The following is a 20054-nucleotide window of genomic DNA, read 5'->3' as shown; positions in this document are numbered from 1 at the left end:
GCACCTCGAAGACCGCCACGCATATGCCGCCGCTACATCCGCTGAGCGACACGGAGATCGAGCTGCGCCTGCTGATGGAGGCGATCTACCTCAAGTACAGCTACGACTTCCGCGACTACACCGTGGCCTCGCAGAAGCGCCGCGTGCTGCACGCGCTCGACCAACTCGGGCTGCCGAGCATCTCGGCGCTGCAGGAGCGGGTGCTGCGCGACCCGTCGCTGTTCGGCCGGCTGCTGCAGTTCCTGACGATCCCGGTGAGCGAGATGTTCCGCGACCCGGCCTACTTTCTGGCCTTGCGCCAGCACGTGGTGCCGATCCTGCACACCTACCCGTCCGTCAAGGTGTGGGTGGCGGGCTGCAGCACGGGCGAGGAAGTGTTCTCGCTGGCCATCCTGCTGCGCGAAGAGGGCCTGCTCGCGCGCACGCAGATCTACGCCACCGACATCAACCCCGCCTCGCTGGAGAAGGCGCGCCAGGGCATCTTTCCGCTGGAAGCGATCCGCGGCTACACCACCAACTACCAGCGCGCGGGCGGACGCGGCGAGTTCTCCGACTACTACACCGCCGCCTACGATGCCGCGCGCTTCGACCCCTCGCTGTGCGCCGGCGTGATCTTTGCCGACCACAGCCTGGCAACCGACAGCGTGTTCGCGGAAACGCAGCTGGTGTCGTGCCGCAACGTACTGATCTACTTCAACCGGGAGCTGCAGGACCGGGCGCTGGGCCTGTTCCACGAGTCGCTGTCGCACCGCGGTTTTCTCGGTCTGGGCTCGAAGGAGAGCATCGACTTTTCGGGCTACTCCGACCGCTTCGACACGCACGCGCGCGTCGAGCGCATCTACCGCAAGAAGGCCGCATGACGAGCCACATGCAGCGCCACCTTCGCCCCCCCGTTCGCAAGCGCGTCGACGCCGTGGTGCTGGGCGCCTCGGCCGGCGGCATCGATGCGCTCTCCACGCTGCTGCACGACCTGCCCGCAGGCTGGCACATTCCGATGGCCGTGGTGCTGCACCTGCCCGGGGATCACGAGAGCCATCTCGCCGAGATCTTCGCGCAGCGCCTGCCGATCCCGGTGCACGAGGCCAACGACAAGATGCCGTTGGCGGCCGGCAGCCTGTACTTCGCGCCGCCCGGCTACCACCTGTCGATCGAGCGCGAGCGCGCCTTCTCGCTGAGCTGCGAGCCGCCGGTGCTGTTCTCGCGGCCGTCCATCGACGTGCTGATGGGCTCCGCCGCCGACGTCTACGGCCCCGCCCTTGCCGGCTTTTTGCTGACCGGCGCGAACGACGACGGTGCCGAAGGCCTGCACCGCATTCATCTGGCCGGCGGGCTCACCGCCGTCCAGGAACCGAAAGAAGCTCTTATTCCAACCATGCCCCAAGCCGCCATCGCGCGCCACATTCCCGACTACGTGCTCCCCCTGCGCGAACTGCGCACGCTGCTGCTCCAGTTGGAGGCCGCCCATGAACATTGACATCGAAAGCAAGCTGCTGATCGTCGATGACCTGCCGGAGAACCTGCTGGCACTGGAGGCGCTGATCCGCGCGCCGGGGCGCCTCGTGTACCGGGCCGACTCGGCCGATGCGGCGCTGGCGCTGCTGCTGGAGCATGAATTCGCGCTCGCCATCGTCGACGTGCAGATGCCGGGCATGAACGGCTTCGAGCTGGCCGAGCTGATGCGCGGCACCGAGCGCACGCGGCACATTCCCATCATCTTCGTGAGCGCCGCCGGGCGCGAGCTGAACTACGCCTTCCAGGGCTACGAGAGCGGCGCGGTCGACTTCCTGCACAAGCCGCTCGATCCGCACGCGGTGGTCAGCAAGGTGAACGTGTTCGTCGACCTGTACCAGCACCGCAAGGCGCTGCGCCACGAAATGGAATCGCTCGCGGCCGCGCACAAGAAGCAGGAAGAGCTGGTGCAGCAGCTGCAGCAGACGCAGCACGAGCTGGAACGCGCCGTGCGCATGCGCGACGACTTCATGTCGATGGTGTCGCACGAGTTGCGCACGCCGCTCAACACGCTCTACCTCGAAGCGCAGCTGCGGCAGCTGCACCTGTCGAAAGGCAACCTCGCCAACTTCACGCCCGAGCGGCTGCCCACGATGATCGAGCGCGACCAGCGGCAGATCCGCAACATGGTGCGGCTGATCGACGACATGCTCGACGTCACCCGCATGCGGCGCGACGCGCTGTCGATCAAGACCACACCGGTGGACCTCGCGACACTGGCGCAGGCGGTGGTCGAGAGCCTGCGGCACCAGGCCGAGGCCGCGGGCTCGGTCATCACGCTCGCGGCGCCGGCCGAACTGCGCGGCGAATGGGACGAGTTCCGCATCGAACAGGTGCTGACCAACCTGCTGACCAACGCGCTGCGCTACGGCGGCGGCAAGCCGGTCGAGATGGTCGTACAGCAGGTGGGAAACACCGCGCAGGTGGCCGTGCGCGACCAGGGCATAGGCATTGCGCCCGAAGACCAGGGCCGCATCTTCGAGCAGTTCGAGCGCACCGACGACAGCCGCAAGCACGCCGCGGGGCTGGGCCTCGGGCTCTACATCACGCGCAAGATCGTGACCTTGCACGGCGGGCAGATCGGCGTGGAAAGCGCACCGGGCGAAGGCTCGCGCTTCGTGGTCGACCTGCCGCTGCAACCACCGGCGCCCCCGGCCGACACCCAAAAGGAGACACCTCTGTGAACGTGCTGATCGTCGACGACAACAAGGCCGCGGCCGATCTGCTGCAGGAGCTGCTGAGCCTGCACGACCACACCGCCCGCTGCACCTACACCGCGCAGCAGGCGCTCGACGCGGCAGCGGCCGAAAGCTTCGACGCCGCGCTGATCGACCTCACGCTGCCCGACTTTCCGGGCACCGAAGTAGCACGCCGACTGCGCGCGAGCACGGTGGAAGGCACGCCGAAGCTGCTGGTCGCGATCTCGGGTTTTTCGGCGCAGGATGCGGGCGGCAAGGCGGCCGAGGGGCTGTTCGACCACCATCTGCAGAAGCCGATCGATATCGACGAGCTGGGGCGAATCCTGGCACAGACATGAAGCCGCCGTCTGGCCCCATCAGCAGCGCGCCGACGTTGCCGACCTCGTCCGGTGTGCCACCGCGCTTGGCGGACGACGCTTCGATCATGCGCCGGTAGCCTTCACCGCGAGGGCCTGTCAGTTCGTCTCTTGCGAGCGGCGTGAAGATGATGCCAGGGCTGATGGTGTTCACCCGGGCGCCACGCTTGCCCCACCGCACGGCCTCCGCCATGACCCGCAGGGAATTTCCGCGCTTGCCTGCGACGGAGAAACGCCCGCAGCGTGGATCAGGCCAGTGACGTTGCCAAGCGCGGTGGCCGTCTCCACGAGCGCATGGACCGAGGCGCGCGAAGACACGTCCACGACTGCCGTGCTCACCTCGAAGCCTGCATCCGCGAGCACCTTGGCCGCTGCGTCGGCTCCCTCCTGTCGCAGGTCGGCGAGCAGAACGTGCTTGCCCGCGCTGACACGGCGGGCGATGGCCTGGCCGATGGCCCCAGCTCCGATGACAACAACTACTTGAGTCATGATCAATTCCTTTTGCTCGGCGTCAGTCGTCATCGCTCAGCGGCCGACGAGCTTTTGTCGATCCGCCGAATAGCGGTCGCCCTGGACCTGGACACCCGAGACGGCCGCCTCGATTTCCTTCAGGTCTTCCGGCAACAACACGACAGAGGCGGCGCCGGCGTTTTCCTCGAGGCGGTGCAACTTCGTCGTGCCGGGAATCGGCACGATCCACGGCTTTTGGGCGAGCAGCCAGGCAAGTGCAAGCTGGGCGGGCGTGACCTGCTTGCGCGCGGCGATCTCCGCCAGAACATCGACCAGGGCACGATTCGCCTGGCGCGCCTGCGGTGCAAAACGAGGCACTGTGCTGCGGAAATCTGTCGCGCCGAACGATGTCTGCGCGTCGATCGCTCCCGTCAGGAAACCCTTTCCGAGCGGACTGAATGGCACAAAGCCGATGCCCAGTTCCTCCAGCAGCGGAAGAATCTCTTTCTCCGGCTCGCGCCACCACAGGGAATATTCGCTCTGAAGGGCGGCGACCGGCTGAACCGCGTGCGCGCGGCGAATGCTGTCGACGCCGGCCTCGGAAAGACCGAAGTGCTTCACCTTGCCTTCGCGGATCAGGTCTTTCACGGCGCCCGCCACGTCTTCCATCGGAACCTGCGGATCGACACGGTGCTGATAGAACAGATCGATGCGGTCGGTGCGCAGGCGCTTCAGCGCCTCGTCGGCCACCTGCCGGATGCGTTCCGGCCGGCTGTCGAGGCCCTTGCCGGCGTCACCCTCGCGAAACCCGAACTTGGTCGCGATCACGACCTGATCGCGCACAGGTTCCAGCGCTTCCCCGACCACGCTTTCGTTGACGAAGGGCCCATAGACTTCCGCCGTGTCGAAAAACGTGATCCCGCGTTCGAAGCCCGCGCGGATGAGCTTGACCGCTTCGGCCGTGCCGGTCGCCGGCCCATAGCCGAAGCTCAGGCCCATGCAGCCGAGACCGAGGGCCGAAACGGTGAGGCCGCCGCGGCCCAGTTGACGTGTTTTCATGGTGTGTGTCCTTGTCGCTAACCGATCACAAGAACTTTAGGCAGCCTGCTTGCCAATGACTAGACTGCTGGATCGACATGTACCTAGAAGACAGGCTAATCAATGGCACGCTTCGACGACTTGGCCAGTTTTGCGGCCGTGGTGCGCGCAGGCAGTTTCACGCGCGCGGCGGCCCAGCTTGGGGTGACGCAGTCCGCGCTCAGCCAGACCGTCCGCGCGCTGGAGCGCCGCCTCGACCTGAAGCTGCTCAACCGGACCACGCGCAGCGTCGCGCCCACGGAAGCGGGCGAACGCCTGTACCAAGCCGTCGGCCCGCGTTTCGAGGACATCGAAGCAGAACTCGCCGTTCTGGGCGAGATGCGCGGCAAGCCCGCCGGCATGGTCCGCATCACGGCGACCGAACACTCGATGCGAACCTTGATCTGGCCCAGGCTTCAACCATGGCTGCCCCTGTACCCCGACATCAAGGTGGAGATCAGCGGCGACAACCGCTTCACCGACATCGTTGCCGAGCGCTTCGACATCGGCGTGCGACTGGGCGGCGACGTGGCCAAGGACATGATCGCCGTACGCATCGCGCCCGACATGCGCATGGCCGTGGTGGGCAGCCCCGACTACTTCTCGCGCCACCCCCGGCCGTCTACCCCGCAGGATCTGACCCTGCACGACTGCATCGGATTGCGCCTGGCATCCCACGGCGGCCTTCTGAAATGGGAATTCACGCGGCGCCGGAAAGGCGTCAACGCGCACGTCACGGGCCGGCTCGTCTTCAACTCGAGCGAGCTGATCGTCGCCGCGGCGCTGTCCGGGCACGGGCTGGCATGGCTGCCCTCCGACCTCGTCGAGAAACACATCGAGGCAGGCCGGCTGGTGCCGGTACTCGACGATTGGGCGGCAACCTTTGACGGGTATCACGCCTACTATGCCGGCCGACGCGCTTCGCCAGCCTTGATGCTCGTCGTGGAGGCGTTGCGGCCTCCGGAAACTCAGCGCCTCTTGCTGCGCCCCTTGTAGCTGCGCATGGCCTCGTAGCGGTACACGCGGAATCCGTCCTTCTGCAAGAAGCTGACCGGCTCCCAGCCGCGTGCGAGCGCGCAGTCGGTGATCTGCGCCATCTGCACGCCGAGGTAATCCTGCAGGCTGTCGGCCACCGCGAGCTCGAACTTCTTGAGCTCGCGGTCCAGCGATTCCAGTGCCGCGATGGCGGCCTCGACGCTGGTGAAGGGGCGCACGTGCGTCACAGCCTTGCTGCGCGCCAGTGCGGGCGCCTCGGGAGGGTCCGCGCTGAAGTTCACGCTGGCCCCACCTTCCATGCCGTTGAGGCCGCCGATGGCGGCCATGCTGCTCATTGCGTTCATGTCATGAACCCCATATCGCGCGGATAGCTGATGCCACTCGGCGCAGTCACGTTGTTGAAATTCTTCAGGTTGGGCAGGATGCCGTTGAGGTCCGCGTCAGGCACGCCGAACCACTTGGCCAGCGTGGCCGCGTATTGGTCGACCGAGGTGGTCGGCAGCAGCCGTCCCTGGCCGACATGCCACTGGTCGTCGTCGGCAGCAGTGTTGCCGATGCTCACCGGCGGTGGCGTGCCGTAGAACGCCTTGCCCTTCACGGCATTGACACCGCCGACCACGAAGTGATGGCTGCCCCAGCCGTGGTCGGAACCATTGCCGTTGCTCGAAAGCGTGCGGCCGAAGTCGGAGGCGGTGAAGGCCGTCACCTTGTCGTCGATGTCCAGAGCTTTCATCTGCCGCTGGAAGGCAAACATGGCCTCGGACAGCCGCAGCATCAGGCCGCCCTGCTTCGTGTCGAGGTCGTCGTGCAGGTCGTAGCCGCCCATGGAAACGAAGAAAACCTGGCGCTTCACGCCCAGCGAGACGCGCCCTCGAATGAGGCGGGCCACCATCTTGAGCTGGTCGGCCAGGTTGTTGCCGGTAGGAAAGTTGCCGTTCAGGTCGTCGGGCTGGATGGCGGCGGTGATCTTGCCTTCCGCCTCCACCGCGCGCAGCGTGACCTTGTTGTATTCGTTCTCCAGCGTGTGACTGCGCGCCTGCTGCGCCAGCTGCTGCATGGCCGCCTTGACCGCCGACGAGCCGTAGACGTTGCCCGTGGCGCTGCTCACGCTGTTGATGCGCACCGCGCCGCGCGTGCCCACCTGGTACTGCAGCGCCTCGTCGCCCGACAGGAACACCGCGTTGCCCGCCACCGAGACGCAGGTGAAGAGCGACGCGTTGCGCTGCCCGGCCAGCATCAGGTCGCCGAGGTTGCCGCCCCAGCCGATGGTGGAGCCCTCGGGCGAGGACGACTGCCAGATCGACTGCTGGTCGTTGTGCGAGAACAGCTTGGGCGGAATCGGGAAGTCCTTGCGGTTGGAGCTGTTGAACTGCGCGCGCGTGAGTGGCTTGACCAGCGGGCCGACGTTGAGCTGCACTGCCATCCTGCCTTCGTCGAACAGCGTCGCGAGCTTGGTCATCGCCGGGTTCAGCGCGTACTTGCGTCCGTTGGCTAGCGAGACGGCGGGCTTGAGCTCGGTGGCCGCGAGCGCGGCATCGGACGGCAGCGCGATCGCGCCGCGGATGGCGCTGTACTTCGCGTAGCTGTCGGCGTCGTAGTTGACGAGGGTGTTGGCGTAGTCGTTGCCGCCGAACAGGAAGACGCAGACCAGCGCCTTGTAGTCGTCACCGGGCGCGGCCTGCGCAGCGGCTTCACCCATGGCGGCGAGGTTGAGCGCGAACGGCAGCGCGGTGCCGGCCATCGCGAGCTGGCCCGTGCGGCGCAGGAAGGCGCGGCGCGAATGCTGGGCAGGATTTATCAGGTGCATGGTCGGTTCGCTCCGGCTTCTTCTTTACTTCTGGACGAGGTATTCGGGCGAGCCCATCACCAGCAGCACGCCGGCGCAGATGAGGTCGAGCTTGCGGGCGTCGGTGGTGGGGTTCAGCAGCGGCGCCTTGGTCAGCGCGTCGGTGATCAACGCCACCGTGGCGGCCGACAGCTGGTTGCCCGTGAGCAGCAGGCTGAGCCTGCGCACCAGCGCGGCGGGGTCGGTCACCAGCGTCTTCTCGGCCGCGTAGTTCGCCACCACGTCCTTGCTGTTGAAGCCGTTCTGCAGAATGCCCTGCATGAAATTGAGGTAGCCGCCCACGCTGGTCTCGTTGACCAGTTGAAACTCGGGCGCCACCAGCTTGTTGCTGGCGATGGCGGTAGAGGGCGGCACGTAGCCGGGCCGGAAGAAGTTGAACACCGAGGGCGAGCGCAGCGGACACTGGCCCAGGCTCTGGCTCGTGTCGGAGGTGTTGCCGATCGCCCAGGTGTCTTGCGCCGAGCCGATGCCGAAGGTGCGGCCCCATTGCACGAGCCGCAGCATCGGCTCGCGCAGGTGGCCGAAGTTCGGGTCTGAAAGACCGGTGGGGCCGCGTGCCTCGTCGTCGAGCAACACAGCCGCGAACACGCTCTTCATGTCGCCGCGCACGCCCGCGCCGTTGTTGGCGAAGATGTCGGCCACGCGCTTGACGTAGGCCGCGCTGGGGTTGCTGGTAACCAGCCGCTGGATGAGCTGGCGACCGATGAAGGGACCGACGTTCGGGTGGTTGAAGAGCGTGTCGAGCGCGATCTTCAATGCCGCCGGGCCGGGTGTGCCGGCGGGCACGGTGGCGCCGAGGAAGCGCGCCTCGAGCATCGAGTGGTTGCCCGCCGTGTAGGCCATGGGGCGCGTGGTCCAGGCGTTGGTCTCGATGCGGCTGCTTGCAGCGGGCGGAAGAAAGGCGTTGCGCTCCGCGGAGCGGATGTCGAGGTCGTAGCCGGTGAAGACGCGCGCGAGGTTCGACACGTCGCTCTGCACGTAGGTTTCGAGCGGCTGGCCGTCGGCGCCGGTCTTCACCGTGCCATCGGCTTCGAGCTGGTACAGGCCGATGGTCATGAGCTGCATGACTTCACGCGCGTAGTTCTCGTCGGGCTGCCGGCCCGAGGCGTCTTCCTTGCGGTTGCCGCGGGTGTTGAGATAGAAGCCCATCGCGGGATTGAGCGAGACGTCTTCCAGCAGCTGGCGGAAGTTGCCGGTGACGCCGTTGGCCAGCGTGTCCCAGTACTGGGCCATCATGGCGGTGGGCCAGCTCGACCCGATCTCGGTGCCCGAGACCACGAAGATTTCGCTGAGGGCCAGAGCCATGCGCTTGCGCACCGGGTCGGCTGCGACCATGAGCTGGCGCCAGATCATCGCGTCGGTGTCGACGGTGCCGTAGGTCTTGCCGTTGACCCATTCCCAGGCCGTGGGCTCGCGCGTCGCGCTGAACTGCTCGCTGAGCCATGGCATGTAGCCCTTGGCGCGTACTGCGGCGATCTCTGCGTCCGAGGCCGAGAACTGGGCTTGCAGCAAGAAGCGCGCGGCCTCCGCGTCGTTCTGCGCCTGGGTGTAGTGATAGGGGCCGGTGTCGGGCTGCTCGCCCGGATTGGGGCTGCCGCCGGTGGGGAAGCCGAAGCCACCGGAAGAGCCGCCTCCTCCTCCGCCACCACCGCATGCGGCCAGTGCCGCCGCGATGGAGAACGCAGCCGCGGCCTTCAAGGGCCGCGTTGTTTCATCGATTGCCGCCGTCGTTCTTGTTGCTGCATACGCAGGCGGCGCAGTAACGCGCATCACCTCGTCGACCGGGCTTGCGCAGCCGGCCTCGAACTGTTCCACCATGTTCCTCGCTCCTGCGGCGCATCAACGCCGGTCGAGCAATCAAGGCAAGCGGCATGCCCTGCGGAAAACAGCTGGACGGATGTCTAAAACTGGCGAAGTCGCCACATAAATGTGTGCCAATGTGACTTTTTAGTCACCCCTTGAAACAAAATTGGCATGCCAGCGCGCATGCCAATGTTTCAGCAAACATTCAGGTGACAGTGCCAGTCGTCAGTCGCGCTCGTCGTCCCAGCCGTTCGGCGGACGATAGGGATAGCCGGGGCCGTAGTAGATGCGGCCGGGCGGCGGGCTGTAGATGGGCGCCGGGCGGTAGTACACCGGTGGCGGCGGCCGGTAGTAGACCGGCGGAGGTGGCTCGTAATAGATGGGGGCCGGATACGGATAGACCGGCGGGGGTGCGTAGTAAGGCGCCGGGTAGCCGCCGGCGACATAGCCGGGCGTGCCGATCTGCACCGACCAGCTTCCGCGCGCGTTGGCGGCACCCGCGGCCAGCAATGCACCGGCAACGACGGCACCGATTGCGGCCCACTTGAAAACAGAAGATTGATGTTTGAAGTTCACTGAGGCTCCAAGGCCAAGGGCGGACAGCGCCCAGGTTGATACGCAACGCCCGACGTGTACCCGTGGTGCACCCGTCACCGCGACGGCTGGTTGCCAAACGTCACTGCCGCGCGGTGCGTTGCAACCAACGCTCAACCCGCGATTTCGCGGCGCGACAACATCACGTCGCCGCTGTTCGTGTTGAAGGCGATGGTCGGCGCGCTGAAATCGCTGAGCGGCGCGCCCAGGCCGATTTCACCGCGGCCGTGCAGCACGCACTCTTCGCGCCGCAGGGCAATCTCGGTGCTCGGCCCGCCGTTGCCATGGAAGCGCACCCAGGTGCCATAGGTGCTGACGTCGATCAGCACGCAACTGCCCTGCCGCAACTCGATGCGCGCGTGCAGCCGCGAGACGCGGGGGTCGTTGACCACGAACTGCGCGTCGTCTACGCGACCCAGATGAATCGGGAGCTCTTCGGTGCGGAACATCGACCGCACGTCGAGCCAGGCCAGCTCGATCTGGCCGAAGGAAGAATCCGGCATCCGCAGCGGGGCGAGCGCGGCGGGCACGGTGAGGAAGCTCGTCACCTCTTCCTGCCAGTCAATCCGGTGCACGACCGACATCTCGCTTCGACCCCGGATGTTGATGAGGCCCAGATCGCGGTGCTGCACCGCGCCTTCGCGCAATTGGGAAATGACGGCGTCGGTCACCCAGATCTGGCCGGGGCCGGCCAGGTCGCTCAGGCGCGAGGCCAGGTTGACGGCGTCGCCGTAGCAATCGCCCTCGACCTCGACCACCTCGCCGCTGGCCACGCCGATCTGCAGCGCCATGCGTAACGGCGCCGGCCATGCGAGCAGGCGCTTCTGGTGATAGCGCTGCAGCTCGACGACCGCGTGCGTGGCGGCGGCGCCGCTGGTGAAGATGGCGAACACTCCGTCTCCGAGTGACTTCACCACCCGTCCGCCGTGCGCCTGGCACACGCCGCCGATCCATTGCGTCAGCCGCGTCACGGTCTCGGTGGCTCGAGCATTCCCCATGGCCTCGAAGACCCTGGTGCTCCCCGTCAAGTCCGCGAATACGACTGTGGAATTGACACCCATACTGTTGTGATTCTCGATTTCTATCGCTGGTTGTAAATGCTCAGGGCATACGTTCATTTACGCACGGGAGAAACGGTCTTCGCACCTATCGTGTTGACCATATAGGTATACGCCGCGGGCAACGGAGCAGATGCAAGAGGGGCATTCCTCAATTTGTAGTACTTTGGATTACAAAATACAACATCTGTTAAATACGCTAAGTAAAGCGTGTTGTTTACAGACAAGAAACACCGTTTCAGATCTTGTGAAATGGTTAACTGAGGCTTAAGGTAGCGGCCGTTCTGGCTTCCGGCAATACGCTTTTCGTCCCCATGCTCTTCCGCCGCATTCTTCGTCTGCTGAACGTACCCGGCTTCGGATCCCGCCAGGCGACGGAAAGTCAGCTGGGGCGCATTCGCACGGCGATGCTGTCGGTGCTCCAGGGCCATGGCGGCCACTCGGTGCAGCGCGTGAGCCAGCGCGTGCGCTTTGCGGCCGACGTCGAAGCCCTCTGGTACCTGCGGCAGGACGTGATGATGGCGTTGAGCGCCATCGACGGCGAAACCGCCGCACGCCGCCAGATGAAAACCATCAACAGCATGTTCAAGGGCGGATTGCCCGGCTCGATGGGGCCTCGCGCGCATCAGCGCTTTACCAACAACAACGGTTGAAGTTGCGACGGCCCTTCGGGGCCGTTTTCTTTTCCCGCTTTCCTCCCCCCATGGCCGGGTCAGTGGCCGTGATGATGGTCATGGCCGTGATGATCGTCATGCGCTGGCGTGTGACGATGACCCCAGACGAGAAAGACATCGCGCCCCTCCGCCGCCATCGACACCTTCGCACCCACGGGCAGCAGCACCTTCGTGGGCACATGGCCGAACGGCAGTCCCGCCAGCACAGGCACCTTGAGCGATGCGCGCAGCCGGTCGATCACCGTGTTCAGGCCAAAGCCCCGGTCGTAGCCCGGCGCCTTGCGAATGCCCGTGAATTGCCCGAACACGATGGCGCGCTGGCGCGCCAGCACACCGGCCATCTTCAACTGGTCGAGCATGCGTTCGATACGGTACGGGTGCTCGTTGATGTCCTCGATGAAGAGCACGCCCTTGTCCACCACGGGAAAGTACGGCGTGCCGATCAGGCTGGCCAGCACGCAAAGGTTGCCGCCCCACAGCACCGCGTCTTGCACGGGCTTGAACTTCAGGTCCGCATCGCGCGCCGGCATGCGCCAGCCGGTGCCTTCGCCCTGCCCTGTGACGAGGTCGTCGAAGCAGGCTTCCATGATGTCGTCAGCGCCGGCCTCGGCACCGAAGTCTTCGCCGACCGCAGGGCCCGACCAGGTCACGGCGCCGGTCTTGACCAGCAGTGCGTTCTGCAGTGCGGTGAAGTCGCTGCAGCCGACGAACTCGGTGCCCTTGTCGATCGCCTTGGCCACGGCCTTGTACGGAATGGCGTCGAGGATGCGCGTGAGGCCGTAGCCACCGCGTGAAATGAGCGCCACGTCGGCACCACTGGCGGCCGCGCGTGAAATCGCGGCGAGCCTCGTGGCGTCATCGCCCGCAAAGCGTTGATGCACCGAGAGTGCCGCATCGTCGACTTCGACTTCATGGCCCAGTGCCTTGAGCCGCTTCACGCCGCGCCGGAAAGCGGCCTTGTCGCGCACCGCGCTGGAGGGGGAATAGATGTAGATGTGTTTGGTCACGTGTTCGAGTATCCCATTGCGTTTCGCGCCTGCAGCACGAACGTTCGGGCTTGCACCAGCGTTGGTCCCGACGATGTGGCGATGGGGCCAAGTGCGCGCAGCGCGGCTTCGTAGCCACGGTCGGGGAAAGGTGCGCGCCATGCGTCTTCGGTGTGCTCATCGCCCTCGGGTACGGCTAGCGCCGCCGCGAAGCGTTCAGGCGCCGCGGCCATCAGCAGCGCGGCCAGGTCGGCGGCGGCCGCGCTGTGCGCGAGCACCATGGTCGCCGGTGCGGGCTGCACACGGGCCAGCCATTCGAGCAGCACATCGCGGTGCCATTCGAGGCGATGCGGTGCTTCGCGCTTTGGCTTGTCGCTCTTGCCGAAGCCGATCAGGTCAGGCACGAGCGTGCGCAACCCGGGCAGGCCCACGAGATGCCGGAAGAAGTAGCCCCATTCGCCGGGGCCGTGCAGGCACAGGCAGCAGGCGGCGTCGCCACCTTCATCGATGTAGTGCATGCGCCAGCCCTGCTGGCTCGGCAGGTCCTGCACGTACTGCGTCGCGAAGCTGTAGCCGGCCAATGCGTCGAAGCGTTCCGCTGGCGTGCGCAGCGCATCGTCACGCAAGGGCTCGGCCTGTGCGCGCGCGGCGCTTCGGCGTTGCTGGAAGAAGGCCTGCAGCACTGCAGCGCATTCCTGCGCCAGCACGCCGCCCTGCACCTGCGTGTGATGGTTCAGCCGCGGCTCGGCGAAGAGATCGAGCACCGAGCCGGCCGCGCCGGTCTTCGGATCGGCCGCGCCATACACGACGCGCGCCAGGCGCGAATGCAGCATGGCACCCGAACACATCGCGCAGGGCTCGAGCGTGACGAACAGCTCGCAGCCGTCGAGCCGGTAGTTGCCAAGCGCAGCGGCGCCAGCGCGCAGCGCGTTGATCTCGGCATGCGCGCTCGGGTCGTGCTGCGCGACCGGCGTGTTGCGCCCCGTCGCGATCAGCTGGCCATCCTTGACCAGCACCGCGCCGACGGGCACCTCGCCCGCCTCGGCGGCAAGCCGCGCCTGGGCGAGCGCGAGCGCCATCCAGTGCTCGTCTTTCGCCGCCAGCGTTGGAAGGGCCTCAGTTGTCATCCGGCATCTGCCGCGCTTTCGCCGCCGCGTCGAGCGCTTCCTTGACTTGCTGCTGCACCTGCTGCGCCTGATCGCGCACATTCGCAGGCGCTTCGCCGGCGGCCGGTGCGGCAACGCCGGGCACGGCCGGCCGCGTGGAAGAAGCCATGCTCGTCATCTGCTTCTTCGCGACCAGCCCGACGATCACCAGCGCCAGCACAAGGCCGATCAGCCCGAACGCGCGCATCTCAGCGTCCTTCCGCCACGGTTGCCGCGGCGTTCATGCCGAGGCGACCCATCCACACGGCAAGCGCCTGCTCGTCCGGCGTGCCCGCGCTGTAGACCGCGTACATTGCCGCATGCGACTCGCGGCGATGCTGGTTGAGCTTGATCTTGCATTGCAGCGCCGTCACGCGCAGCTCGAAGCCGACGATGCCGGCCAGCATCTTGAGCTGGAATTCCTCGCCCAGGTCGCGCCACTGCTGCGCGTAGGCGGGCTCGTGCTCGCCGATGAGCTTCTTGAGCAGTGTGTCCTTGTCGGACGGCTCCTCGATCAGCCGGGCCTCGACCGTGCAGTGCACGGCCAGGTAGTTCCACGTCGGAACGCGGGCCAAGTCGGGATAGACCGAGGGCGACAGGTACGAGTGCGGACCGAGAAAGGTCACTGCCGCCTTGGGCCGCGCCTGCAAGTAACGCCAGTGCGGATTGGGCTTGGCGCAATGGCCCCACAGCACAAGCTCATCGCCCTCTCGCTGCTCGGCCACCAGCGGCAGGTGCGTGACGTACGGCAGCCCGTCGTCGTCGTTCGAGATCAGGCTCGCGAACGGGTGCGAGCGCATCAGTTCCAGCGCGATGGCCGGGTCCTTGGCATTGAACTGCGGGGGCATGTACATGGGGCGGTTTCCTCGTGGAGAAACGCCATTGTCCCCGAGCCGCCTATCTTGCGCGCGGAGCTTCCAGCAGTTTCACCATGGCGATGTAGCCACGTGCCTTCGCCAGCTGCAGCGGCGTGTTGCCCTGGCGGTCGGCCAGCTTGAGATTGGCGCCGGCATCGACCAGCGCGGCAAGCGTGCGCTGATGGCGCGGGCCGCCATCGCCGAGCACGATGGATTCGATCACTGCCGTCCAGTGCAGGTTGTTGACGTGGTCGAGCGGCGCGCCGGCGGCGATCAGCCTGCGCACCACTTCGTCGTGCCCGAGGTGCGCGGCCGCAATCAGCGCCGTGCCGTCGTAGCGGCTCGTCGTCTGCCCGGCCTTGGCGCCGAGCGACAGCAGCAGCGAGAGCGTCGCGGCATCGTCGGCCACGGAGGCGATGGTGACCGCGTCGTAGCGGTCGTCTTCGAGCAGGTCGAGGTTGGCGCCGGCCTTGGCCAGCAGCTTGATCGCCTCGCGCTGCCGCGCATGCGTGGCGACATGCAGCGGCGTGCGGCCGCGCGTGTCGCGCACATCGAAATTGGCGCCCGAGGCGATCAGCGCCTTCAGCTTTGGCAGGTCGCCATGCCACGCAGCCTGGTGCAGCCCTTCGTAGGCCAGCACCTCGGCCGCCAGCGGCGGCACCTGGGCGAGCGCGCCTACCGTCACGCCCAACCCGAGCGCAGCCGCCAGCACCCCCGACCAGATACCACGTGCCGTCATCAGAGCAGGCCCTTGACCTTCTCGAGCGCCGCGTTGGCGCACTGCTCGTCGAGGTGGCCGCCGGGCGCGCCGCCCACGCCGACCGCGCCGATCACTTCATTGCCCGACTTGATCGGCACGCCACCGCCCAGCACCAGGAAGCCCGGCAGGTACACCAGGTTGGCGGCGGCCGGGTTCTTCTGTGCGCCTTCCATCATGGCCTGCGTCGGGCTCTTGGCCGAAGCCGAAGTCCAGGCCTTGCGCTCGCTCGATGCCAGCGTGTGCGGGCCGGCGTTGTCGGCGCGCTGCACGGCACGCACGGTCCCGGCGCGGTCGACCACGGTGGCCGCCACGTTGTAGCCGTTGGCAGCGCAGGCCGCCACGGCTTCGGCCGCGATCTGGTTGGCCAGCACGAGCGACATGTTCTTTTCGGTGCGCACCGCAGGTGCGGGCGTCTGGGCCTGGGCGACGGAAGCGGCGAGCAGAACGGCGAGGCCGCCGAGGCGAAGGATGGATTGCATTGTTCGTTTTCTCCAGTGAAACGGGTGGTTGCGCCGGCTGTTGCCGACAGCTGCGCCACTGTAGAAAACATGCGCCGCCACAACCATTCGTACGGCTACGCCCGGCGCTCCGTAGAACTACGGAGCGCTGTCCACCAGCACGGCATAGCGCCGGATCAGCTGCGCGAGCGAATCGCAGTCGAGCTTGGCGAACAGGTTGGCGCGGTGGGTCTCGACCGTGCGCGGCGACAGCGCCAGCGTGCGCGCAATCTCCTTGTTGGTGAGCCCCTGCACGATGAAGGCCAGCACCTCGCGCTCGCGCTCCGACAGTTGCGCCACCCGCTCGCGCGCCGCGTTGTCGGCCTGCGAGCGTTGGCGCGAGCGCACGTGCTGCCGCACCGCCTGCTGCAGCGCCTCGAGCAGTTGCTCGTCGTCCACCGGTTTTTCGAGGAACTCCGCTGCCCCGGCCTTGAAGGCACGGCGACACATCTCGACCGTGCCGTGGCCCGTCAGCATGATCACGGGCTGGTCGACGCCCTGCGCCACCAGCCGGTCGAGCACCGTAAGACCGCTGATACCGGGCATGCGCACGTCGAGCACGATGGCGCCCACGCTCGCGCGATCAAAGCTGTCGATGAAGACCTGCGGGTCGGCCCAGGCCTGCACGCGCAGGCCGACCGTGCCGATCAGCAGCGACAGGCTGTCACGCACCGCCTGGTCGTCGTCGATCAGGTGGACCAGCGGGGATTGCGGCTGATGGGTGCTCGGTATGTTCATTGAGACGGCGCAACAAGCGGAAGCAGCAAGGTGAAGCGCGCGCCGCGCGGCGAGGCGTTGGCCGCGCTCAGGCTGCCGCCCATGCCGCTGGCCAGCGTTTCGCTGAGGCTCAGGCCGAGGCCCAGCCCGCCTTCGCGTGTGCTGAAGAAAGGTTCGAAGAGGCGCGGCAGAGCTTCGGGGGCGATGCCGCGTCCGTTGTCGGTCACGGTCAGCACGCCCTCCTGCCCATTGCGGCCGACGGATACGACGAGGCGCCGCTCGGCCGCCGGCACGAGGTCGAGCGCCTGCAGCGCGTTCATCAGCAGGTTGTGCACGATCTGTTCGAGCGCCACCGCCTCGGCCTGTACGCGCACCGGCGCCTGCGCAGTGGCATCGAACTGCGCGTTGATCGCGTGTTTGGTGAACTCCGGCACCAGCAGATGCATGGCGCTGCGCACTACCTCCTGCAGCACCAGCGGCTTCGCTTCTTCGCCACCCGCCTCGGGCCGCTCGATGACGCGGCGAAGGCGCCCCACCACACCGGCCGCGCGGCGCGCCTGCTCCACGGCCTGCCCCATCGCATCGCGTGCCGTGGCCAGGTCGGGAGGGTCGTCGTCGAGCAGGCGGCGCGCAGCCTGCGCGTTGGCCAGCACAGCCGTGAGCGGCTGGTTGAGTTCGTGCGCCAGGCCGGCCGACAACTCGCCCAGCGCATTGAGCCGCGCGACCTGTCCAAGCCGCAGCAGTTCTTCGGCCCGCCGCCGCGCAACGCGCTGGCGCTGCGCGGCCCACAGGCCCGCCAGCAACACCGCAATCGCCACGGCCCAGCCGGCGATGCCACGCCACGGCAGTTCTCCCCAGCCCACCTGCCGCTCGGCAACGAGGTCGAACGGCTGGCTCGGCGACGCCAGTGGCTTTGTCAGGTCGAAGCGCCAGCCGTTCGCGGCCGGCACGCCGGGTTGCAGCACCAGTTGCTGACCGTCGCGCTGCAGGCTCAGCCGCACGGGGCTGCGCTGCGGGTTCATAGGCCAGTCGCGCCACGGCACGGAGCCGGCCAGGTCGATGTCGAGTGCATAGCTGAACGGTGTGGCGCCGATCACCAGCACGTAGCGGCCGTGGACCAGGTCGAGAACCGCCAACTCTGCGCGCTGCTGGCTGCGCGAGCGCGCCTCCGCCGCGGCCAGTGCAGCGGCCTGCGCGCCGTCTGACCAGGGCTCGTCGCGGTCGCGCCGCTGCACGCGCAGGATCGACGAGTACACCGAGGGCAGGCGCTGCTCCGGATGGTCCGCGCCGGTGCTTGGCTCCAGCAGCGCAAGCGTGGCCAGCACCGCGTCGTACTGCACCATCTGCTGGCTCAGGAGCCGGTGCGCGATGCGCACGTCAGTCTCGAAGTCCTGGTGCATCTGCGCGAGCTCTGCGCGCGCGATCCACACCGCGCCCACGGCGGTGAGCGCCAGCCATGCCAGCCACCAACCACCCTGCGTCCGCAACCACTGTTTCATGGCGCGGATTGTGCCCGGCGCGGCAGGCGTGTTCGATGTTGGCCCAGAATGCGAGCCCAGACATGGCTGAAGTACAGGACTCCCTTTTCCCCGAACTGCCGCGCCCTCAAGAGGCGGCTGCGGCCCCCGCCCCCGAGCCACCCGCGAAAAAGAAATCGCGCATCGGCACGGTCGAGCCCGCGCCCACCGACCCGGAGCTGGTCGAGCTAGCCGCAGCACTGCCGCCCAAGCTGCGGCTAGGCACCTCGTCGTGGAGCTATCCGGGTTGGGCCAACCTGGTGTGGGACGGCGAATACGCCGAGACCGTGCTGTCGAAAAACGGCCTCTCCGCACTGGCGAAGCACCCGTTGTTCCGCACCGTGAGCCTGGACCGCAACTTCTACCGCGCCCTCACAGCCAGCCAGTACGCACGCTACGCGGCCATGGTGCCCGACGACTTCCGCTTCGTCGTGAAAGCGCCGAGCCTTGTCACCGATGCCACCGTGCGCGATGAAAGCGGACGCGGCATGCAGGCCAACCCCGTCTTCCTCAGCAGCGAGATCGCGCGGCAGGAATTCGTGCTGCCCGCGCTCGAAGGCCTGGGCCATCGCATCGGCGTGCTGGTGTTCCAGCTGAGCCCGATTCCCGGGCACATCCTCGCCGACCAGCCCGCGCTGCTCGCGCGCATCGCGGCAATGCTCGAATCGCTGCCCGACCTCACATCGGTCGCGCCCGACGCGGTGATCGCCGTCGAGGTGCGCGACCCGCAACTGCTGAACCCCGCCTTCGCCGAAATGCTGCGCAGCGTGCACGCCACCTTCTGCATGGGCCTGCACGCCAAGATGCCGCCCATCGAAGACCAGTTGCCGATGCTGCGCGCGCTCTGGCCCGGCCCGCTGGTGTGCCGCTGGAACCTGCACCGGCGCCACGGCCGCTTCGGCTACGAAGACGCGGAAAAGCTCTACGGACCGTTCGACAAGATCGTCGACCCCGATCCCGAGACGCGCGAGGCACTGGCCAAAGTGATTGCGGGCACCACCCGTGCGGGCCAGAACGCCTTCGTCACCGTGAGCAACAACGCCGAAGGCTGTGCACCGCTGACCATCGCCCAACTGGCGCGTGACCTCACCGGCCTGACGTCGCGTTAGCCGATGTTCTGCTTGGCAGCGACCGTCATCTCGACCTCGACGGTCGCATTCTTCGGCAGCGCATAGACACCGACCGCAGTGCGCACATGCACGCCGGCATCGCCAAACACGCGGTGCAGCAGGTCGGATGCGGCATCGGCCACCTCGCTCTGCTGGGTGAAGTCGGCCGTGCACTGCACGAACACGCCGACGCGCAAGACCTTCTCTACCGCATCAAGAGAACCGAGCGCACGCCGCAGCAGCGCGAGGCTGCGCAGTGTGCTGATCTGCGCGCCTTCGCGGGCCTTGTCGAGCGACACCGCGTCACCGACGCGGCCGGTAACCACCACCGTGGTGCCCACGCGCGGCACCTGGCCGCTGAGGTAGATCGTGCGGCCGTCGCGCACCAGCGGCACGTAGTGGCCGCCGGCGATGATTTCGCCGTCGAAGCTGTGGCCAAGCTCGGCGGCAATCTGGTCGGCGATCCGGTCCCGGGTCTTTTCTGCTGTCATGGCTGTTCCGTGAAAGGGAGCGTCATTGTCGCCAGCCCTTTCGCGGCAGAACAGATACAGACGGTGCGGACAAGAGGCAGAACAGATCAGCCCTCGAACGCGAGAAACACCCGCCCGCCTTCGATCTTCACCGGATAGCTGCGCAGGTCTTCCGTGAGCGGCGCGCACATCGCCTTGCCCGTGCGCACGTCGAAGCGCCCCTGGTGCAGTGGGCATTCGATCTCGTGGCCTTCGAGAAAGCCGTCGCACAGCCGCGCGTGGCCGTGCGTGCAGATGTTGTCGGTGGCGTGAATGCCCTCCTCGGTGCCGTAGAGGGCGATGTCCCTCCCCTGCACCTCGATACCCACCACGTCGTCGGAGGGAACGTCGTCGACTGCCGCGGCGTCGACCCAGGTCATCGTGCTCATGGTTGC

Annotated in this window: 23 protein-coding genes and 1 pseudogene; 7 read left to right on the top strand and 17 right to left on the bottom strand. The window is 67.0% G+C overall.

The window, feature by feature from the left end; all coding sequences use genetic code 11:
• Positions 1-23 precede the first annotated feature (23 nt).
• From BLV60_RS12575 to BLV60_RS34640, 4 genes are read left to right on the top strand one after another with little or no spacing between them, the layout of a single operon-like run.
• On the top strand, positions 24-860 hold the full coding sequence (locus tag BLV60_RS12575; protein WP_093054948.1) for a CheR family methyltransferase: 837 nt from the start codon (positions 24-26) through the stop codon (positions 858-860).
• Positions 857-1474 (top strand): chemotaxis protein CheB, encoded by a 618-nt coding sequence (locus BLV60_RS12570; RefSeq protein WP_093054849.1) that lies wholly within the window; start codon positions 857-859, stop codon positions 1472-1474. Before BLV60_RS12575 ends, BLV60_RS12570 begins: the two co-directional genes overlap by 4 nt.
• Positions 1464-2693, top strand: a complete 1230-nt coding sequence (locus BLV60_RS12565) for a hybrid sensor histidine kinase/response regulator (protein WP_093054847.1) — start codon at positions 1464-1466, stop codon at positions 2691-2693. The genes BLV60_RS12570 and BLV60_RS12565 overlap by 11 nt, the downstream gene beginning before the upstream one ends.
• The gene (locus BLV60_RS34640; protein WP_093054845.1) at positions 2690-3046 is read left to right on the top strand and encodes a response regulator; all 357 of its coding nucleotides are present in this window, start codon (positions 2690-2692) and stop codon (positions 3044-3046) included. The genes BLV60_RS12565 and BLV60_RS34640 overlap by 4 nt, the downstream gene beginning before the upstream one ends.
• On the opposite strand, the pseudogene BLV60_RS12555 reads toward BLV60_RS34640, so the two are convergent.
• Together BLV60_RS12555 and BLV60_RS12550 are read right to left on the bottom strand one after the other, a co-directional pair.
• Positions 2976-3553: pseudogene (locus BLV60_RS12555) on the bottom strand (SDR family oxidoreductase); the annotation flags it as partial. The gene BLV60_RS34640 and the pseudogene BLV60_RS12555 overlap by 71 nt on opposite strands.
• 36 nt (positions 3554-3589) lie before the next feature.
• Positions 3590-4573: an aldo/keto reductase gene (locus BLV60_RS12550; RefSeq protein ID WP_093054843.1), complete on the bottom strand. Its 984-nt coding sequence runs from the start codon at positions 4571-4573 to the stop codon at positions 3590-3592.
• 102 nt (positions 4574-4675) lie between these two features.
• On the opposite strand from BLV60_RS12550, the gene BLV60_RS12545 reads away from it, so the two are divergent.
• Positions 4676-5587, top strand: a complete 912-nt coding sequence (locus BLV60_RS12545; protein WP_093054841.1) for a LysR family transcriptional regulator — start codon at positions 4676-4678, stop codon at positions 5585-5587.
• Here the strand turns inward: BLV60_RS12545 and BLV60_RS12540 are convergent.
• The 5 genes from BLV60_RS12540 to BLV60_RS12520 form a co-directional block, all read right to left on the bottom strand.
• Positions 5560-5922, bottom strand: a complete 363-nt coding sequence (locus tag BLV60_RS12540; protein ID WP_256216662.1) for a hypothetical protein — start codon at positions 5920-5922, stop codon at positions 5560-5562. The two genes, BLV60_RS12545 and BLV60_RS12540, sit on opposite strands and share 28 nt — an antisense overlap.
• A 5-nt stretch (positions 5923-5927) precedes the next feature.
• Entirely contained in the window at positions 5928-7394 is a 1467-nt protein-coding gene (locus BLV60_RS12535) for a DUF1501 domain-containing protein (RefSeq protein WP_093054837.1), read from the bottom strand.
• A gap of 24 nt (positions 7395-7418) precedes the next feature.
• A complete protein-coding gene (locus tag BLV60_RS12530) occupies positions 7419-9251 on the bottom strand; it encodes a DUF1800 domain-containing protein (protein WP_093054835.1) in 1833 nt (610 codons plus the stop codon).
• 210 nt (positions 9252-9461) lie between these two features.
• On the bottom strand, positions 9462-9812 hold the full coding sequence (locus tag BLV60_RS12525; RefSeq protein ID WP_093054833.1) for a hypothetical protein: 351 nt from the start codon (positions 9810-9812) through the stop codon (positions 9462-9464).
• A 131-nt stretch (positions 9813-9943) separates the two neighbouring features.
• Positions 9944-10891 carry an adenylate/guanylate cyclase domain-containing protein gene (locus tag BLV60_RS12520; RefSeq protein WP_093054831.1) on the bottom strand — a complete coding sequence of 316 codons (948 nt, stop codon included), beginning with the start codon at positions 10889-10891 and terminating at the stop codon, positions 9944-9946.
• A gap of 311 nt (positions 10892-11202) precedes the next feature.
• On the opposite strand from BLV60_RS12520, the gene BLV60_RS12515 reads away from it, so the two are divergent.
• The gene (locus BLV60_RS12515) at positions 11203-11541 is read left to right on the top strand and encodes a hypothetical protein (protein WP_093054829.1); all 339 of its coding nucleotides are present in this window, start codon (positions 11203-11205) and stop codon (positions 11539-11541) included.
• Between the two features lie 59 nt (positions 11542-11600).
• On the opposite strand, the gene BLV60_RS12510 is transcribed toward BLV60_RS12515, so the two are convergent.
• The 8 genes from BLV60_RS12510 to BLV60_RS12475 all read right to left on the bottom strand — a co-directional run bounded on the left by BLV60_RS12510 (position 11601) and on the right by BLV60_RS12475 (position 18023).
• A complete protein-coding gene (locus BLV60_RS12510; protein WP_093054827.1) occupies positions 11601-12569 on the bottom strand; it encodes an LD-carboxypeptidase in 969 nt (322 codons plus the stop codon).
• Entirely contained in the window at positions 12566-13675 is a 1110-nt protein-coding gene (tadA, locus tag BLV60_RS12505) for a tRNA adenosine(34) deaminase TadA (protein WP_093054825.1), read from the bottom strand. Before tadA ends, BLV60_RS12510 begins: the two co-directional genes overlap by 4 nt.
• A complete protein-coding gene (locus tag BLV60_RS12500) occupies positions 13665-13901 on the bottom strand; it encodes a hypothetical protein (protein WP_093054823.1) in 237 nt (78 codons plus the stop codon). Before BLV60_RS12500 ends, tadA begins: the two co-directional genes overlap by 11 nt.
• Position 13902: 1 nt before the next feature.
• Positions 13903-14547, bottom strand: coding sequence for an FMN-binding negative transcriptional regulator (locus BLV60_RS12495; RefSeq protein ID WP_093054821.1), 645 nt, complete (start codon positions 14545-14547; stop codon positions 13903-13905).
• Between the two features lie 43 nt (positions 14548-14590).
• Complete coding sequence (locus BLV60_RS12490) at positions 14591-15289, bottom strand: ankyrin repeat domain-containing protein (protein WP_093054819.1); 699 nt, start codon at positions 15287-15289, stop codon at positions 14591-14593.
• On the bottom strand, positions 15289-15789 hold the full coding sequence (locus BLV60_RS12485; RefSeq protein ID WP_093054817.1) for a GlcG/HbpS family heme-binding protein: 501 nt from the start codon (positions 15787-15789) through the stop codon (positions 15289-15291). The genes BLV60_RS12490 and BLV60_RS12485 overlap by 1 nt, the downstream gene beginning before the upstream one ends.
• A gap of 117 nt (positions 15790-15906) precedes the next feature.
• Positions 15907-16545: a response regulator transcription factor gene (locus BLV60_RS12480; RefSeq protein ID WP_093054815.1), complete on the bottom strand. Its 639-nt coding sequence runs from the start codon at positions 16543-16545 to the stop codon at positions 15907-15909.
• A complete protein-coding gene (locus BLV60_RS12475) occupies positions 16542-18023 on the bottom strand; it encodes a sensor histidine kinase (protein ID WP_093054813.1) in 1482 nt (493 codons plus the stop codon). The genes BLV60_RS12480 and BLV60_RS12475 overlap by 4 nt, the downstream gene beginning before the upstream one ends.
• 62 nt (positions 18024-18085) lie before the next feature.
• Here BLV60_RS12475 and BLV60_RS12470 point away from each other — a divergent pair, with 62 nt between their 5' ends.
• The gene (locus tag BLV60_RS12470) at positions 18086-19150 is read left to right on the top strand and encodes a DUF72 domain-containing protein (protein WP_093054811.1); all 1065 of its coding nucleotides are present in this window, start codon (positions 18086-18088) and stop codon (positions 19148-19150) included.
• Here BLV60_RS12470 and BLV60_RS12465 read toward each other — a convergent pair.
• The gene (locus BLV60_RS12465) at positions 19147-19641 is read right to left on the bottom strand and encodes a RidA family protein (RefSeq protein ID WP_093054809.1); all 495 of its coding nucleotides are present in this window, start codon (positions 19639-19641) and stop codon (positions 19147-19149) included. The genes BLV60_RS12470 and BLV60_RS12465 overlap by 4 nt on opposite strands.
• Positions 19642-19727: 86 nt before the next feature.
• On the bottom strand, positions 19728-20048 hold the full coding sequence (locus BLV60_RS12460) for a non-heme iron oxygenase ferredoxin subunit (RefSeq protein WP_093054807.1): 321 nt from the start codon (positions 20046-20048) through the stop codon (positions 19728-19730).
• Positions 20049-20054 lie beyond the last annotated feature (6 nt).

Source organism: Variovorax sp. YR634 (genome assembly GCF_900106655.1).
Lineage (GTDB): Bacteria > Pseudomonadota > Gammaproteobacteria > Burkholderiales > Burkholderiaceae_C > Variovorax.
Note: the sequence above shows the minus strand (reverse complement) of the source record. Positions and strands in the feature narration are given on the sequence as shown.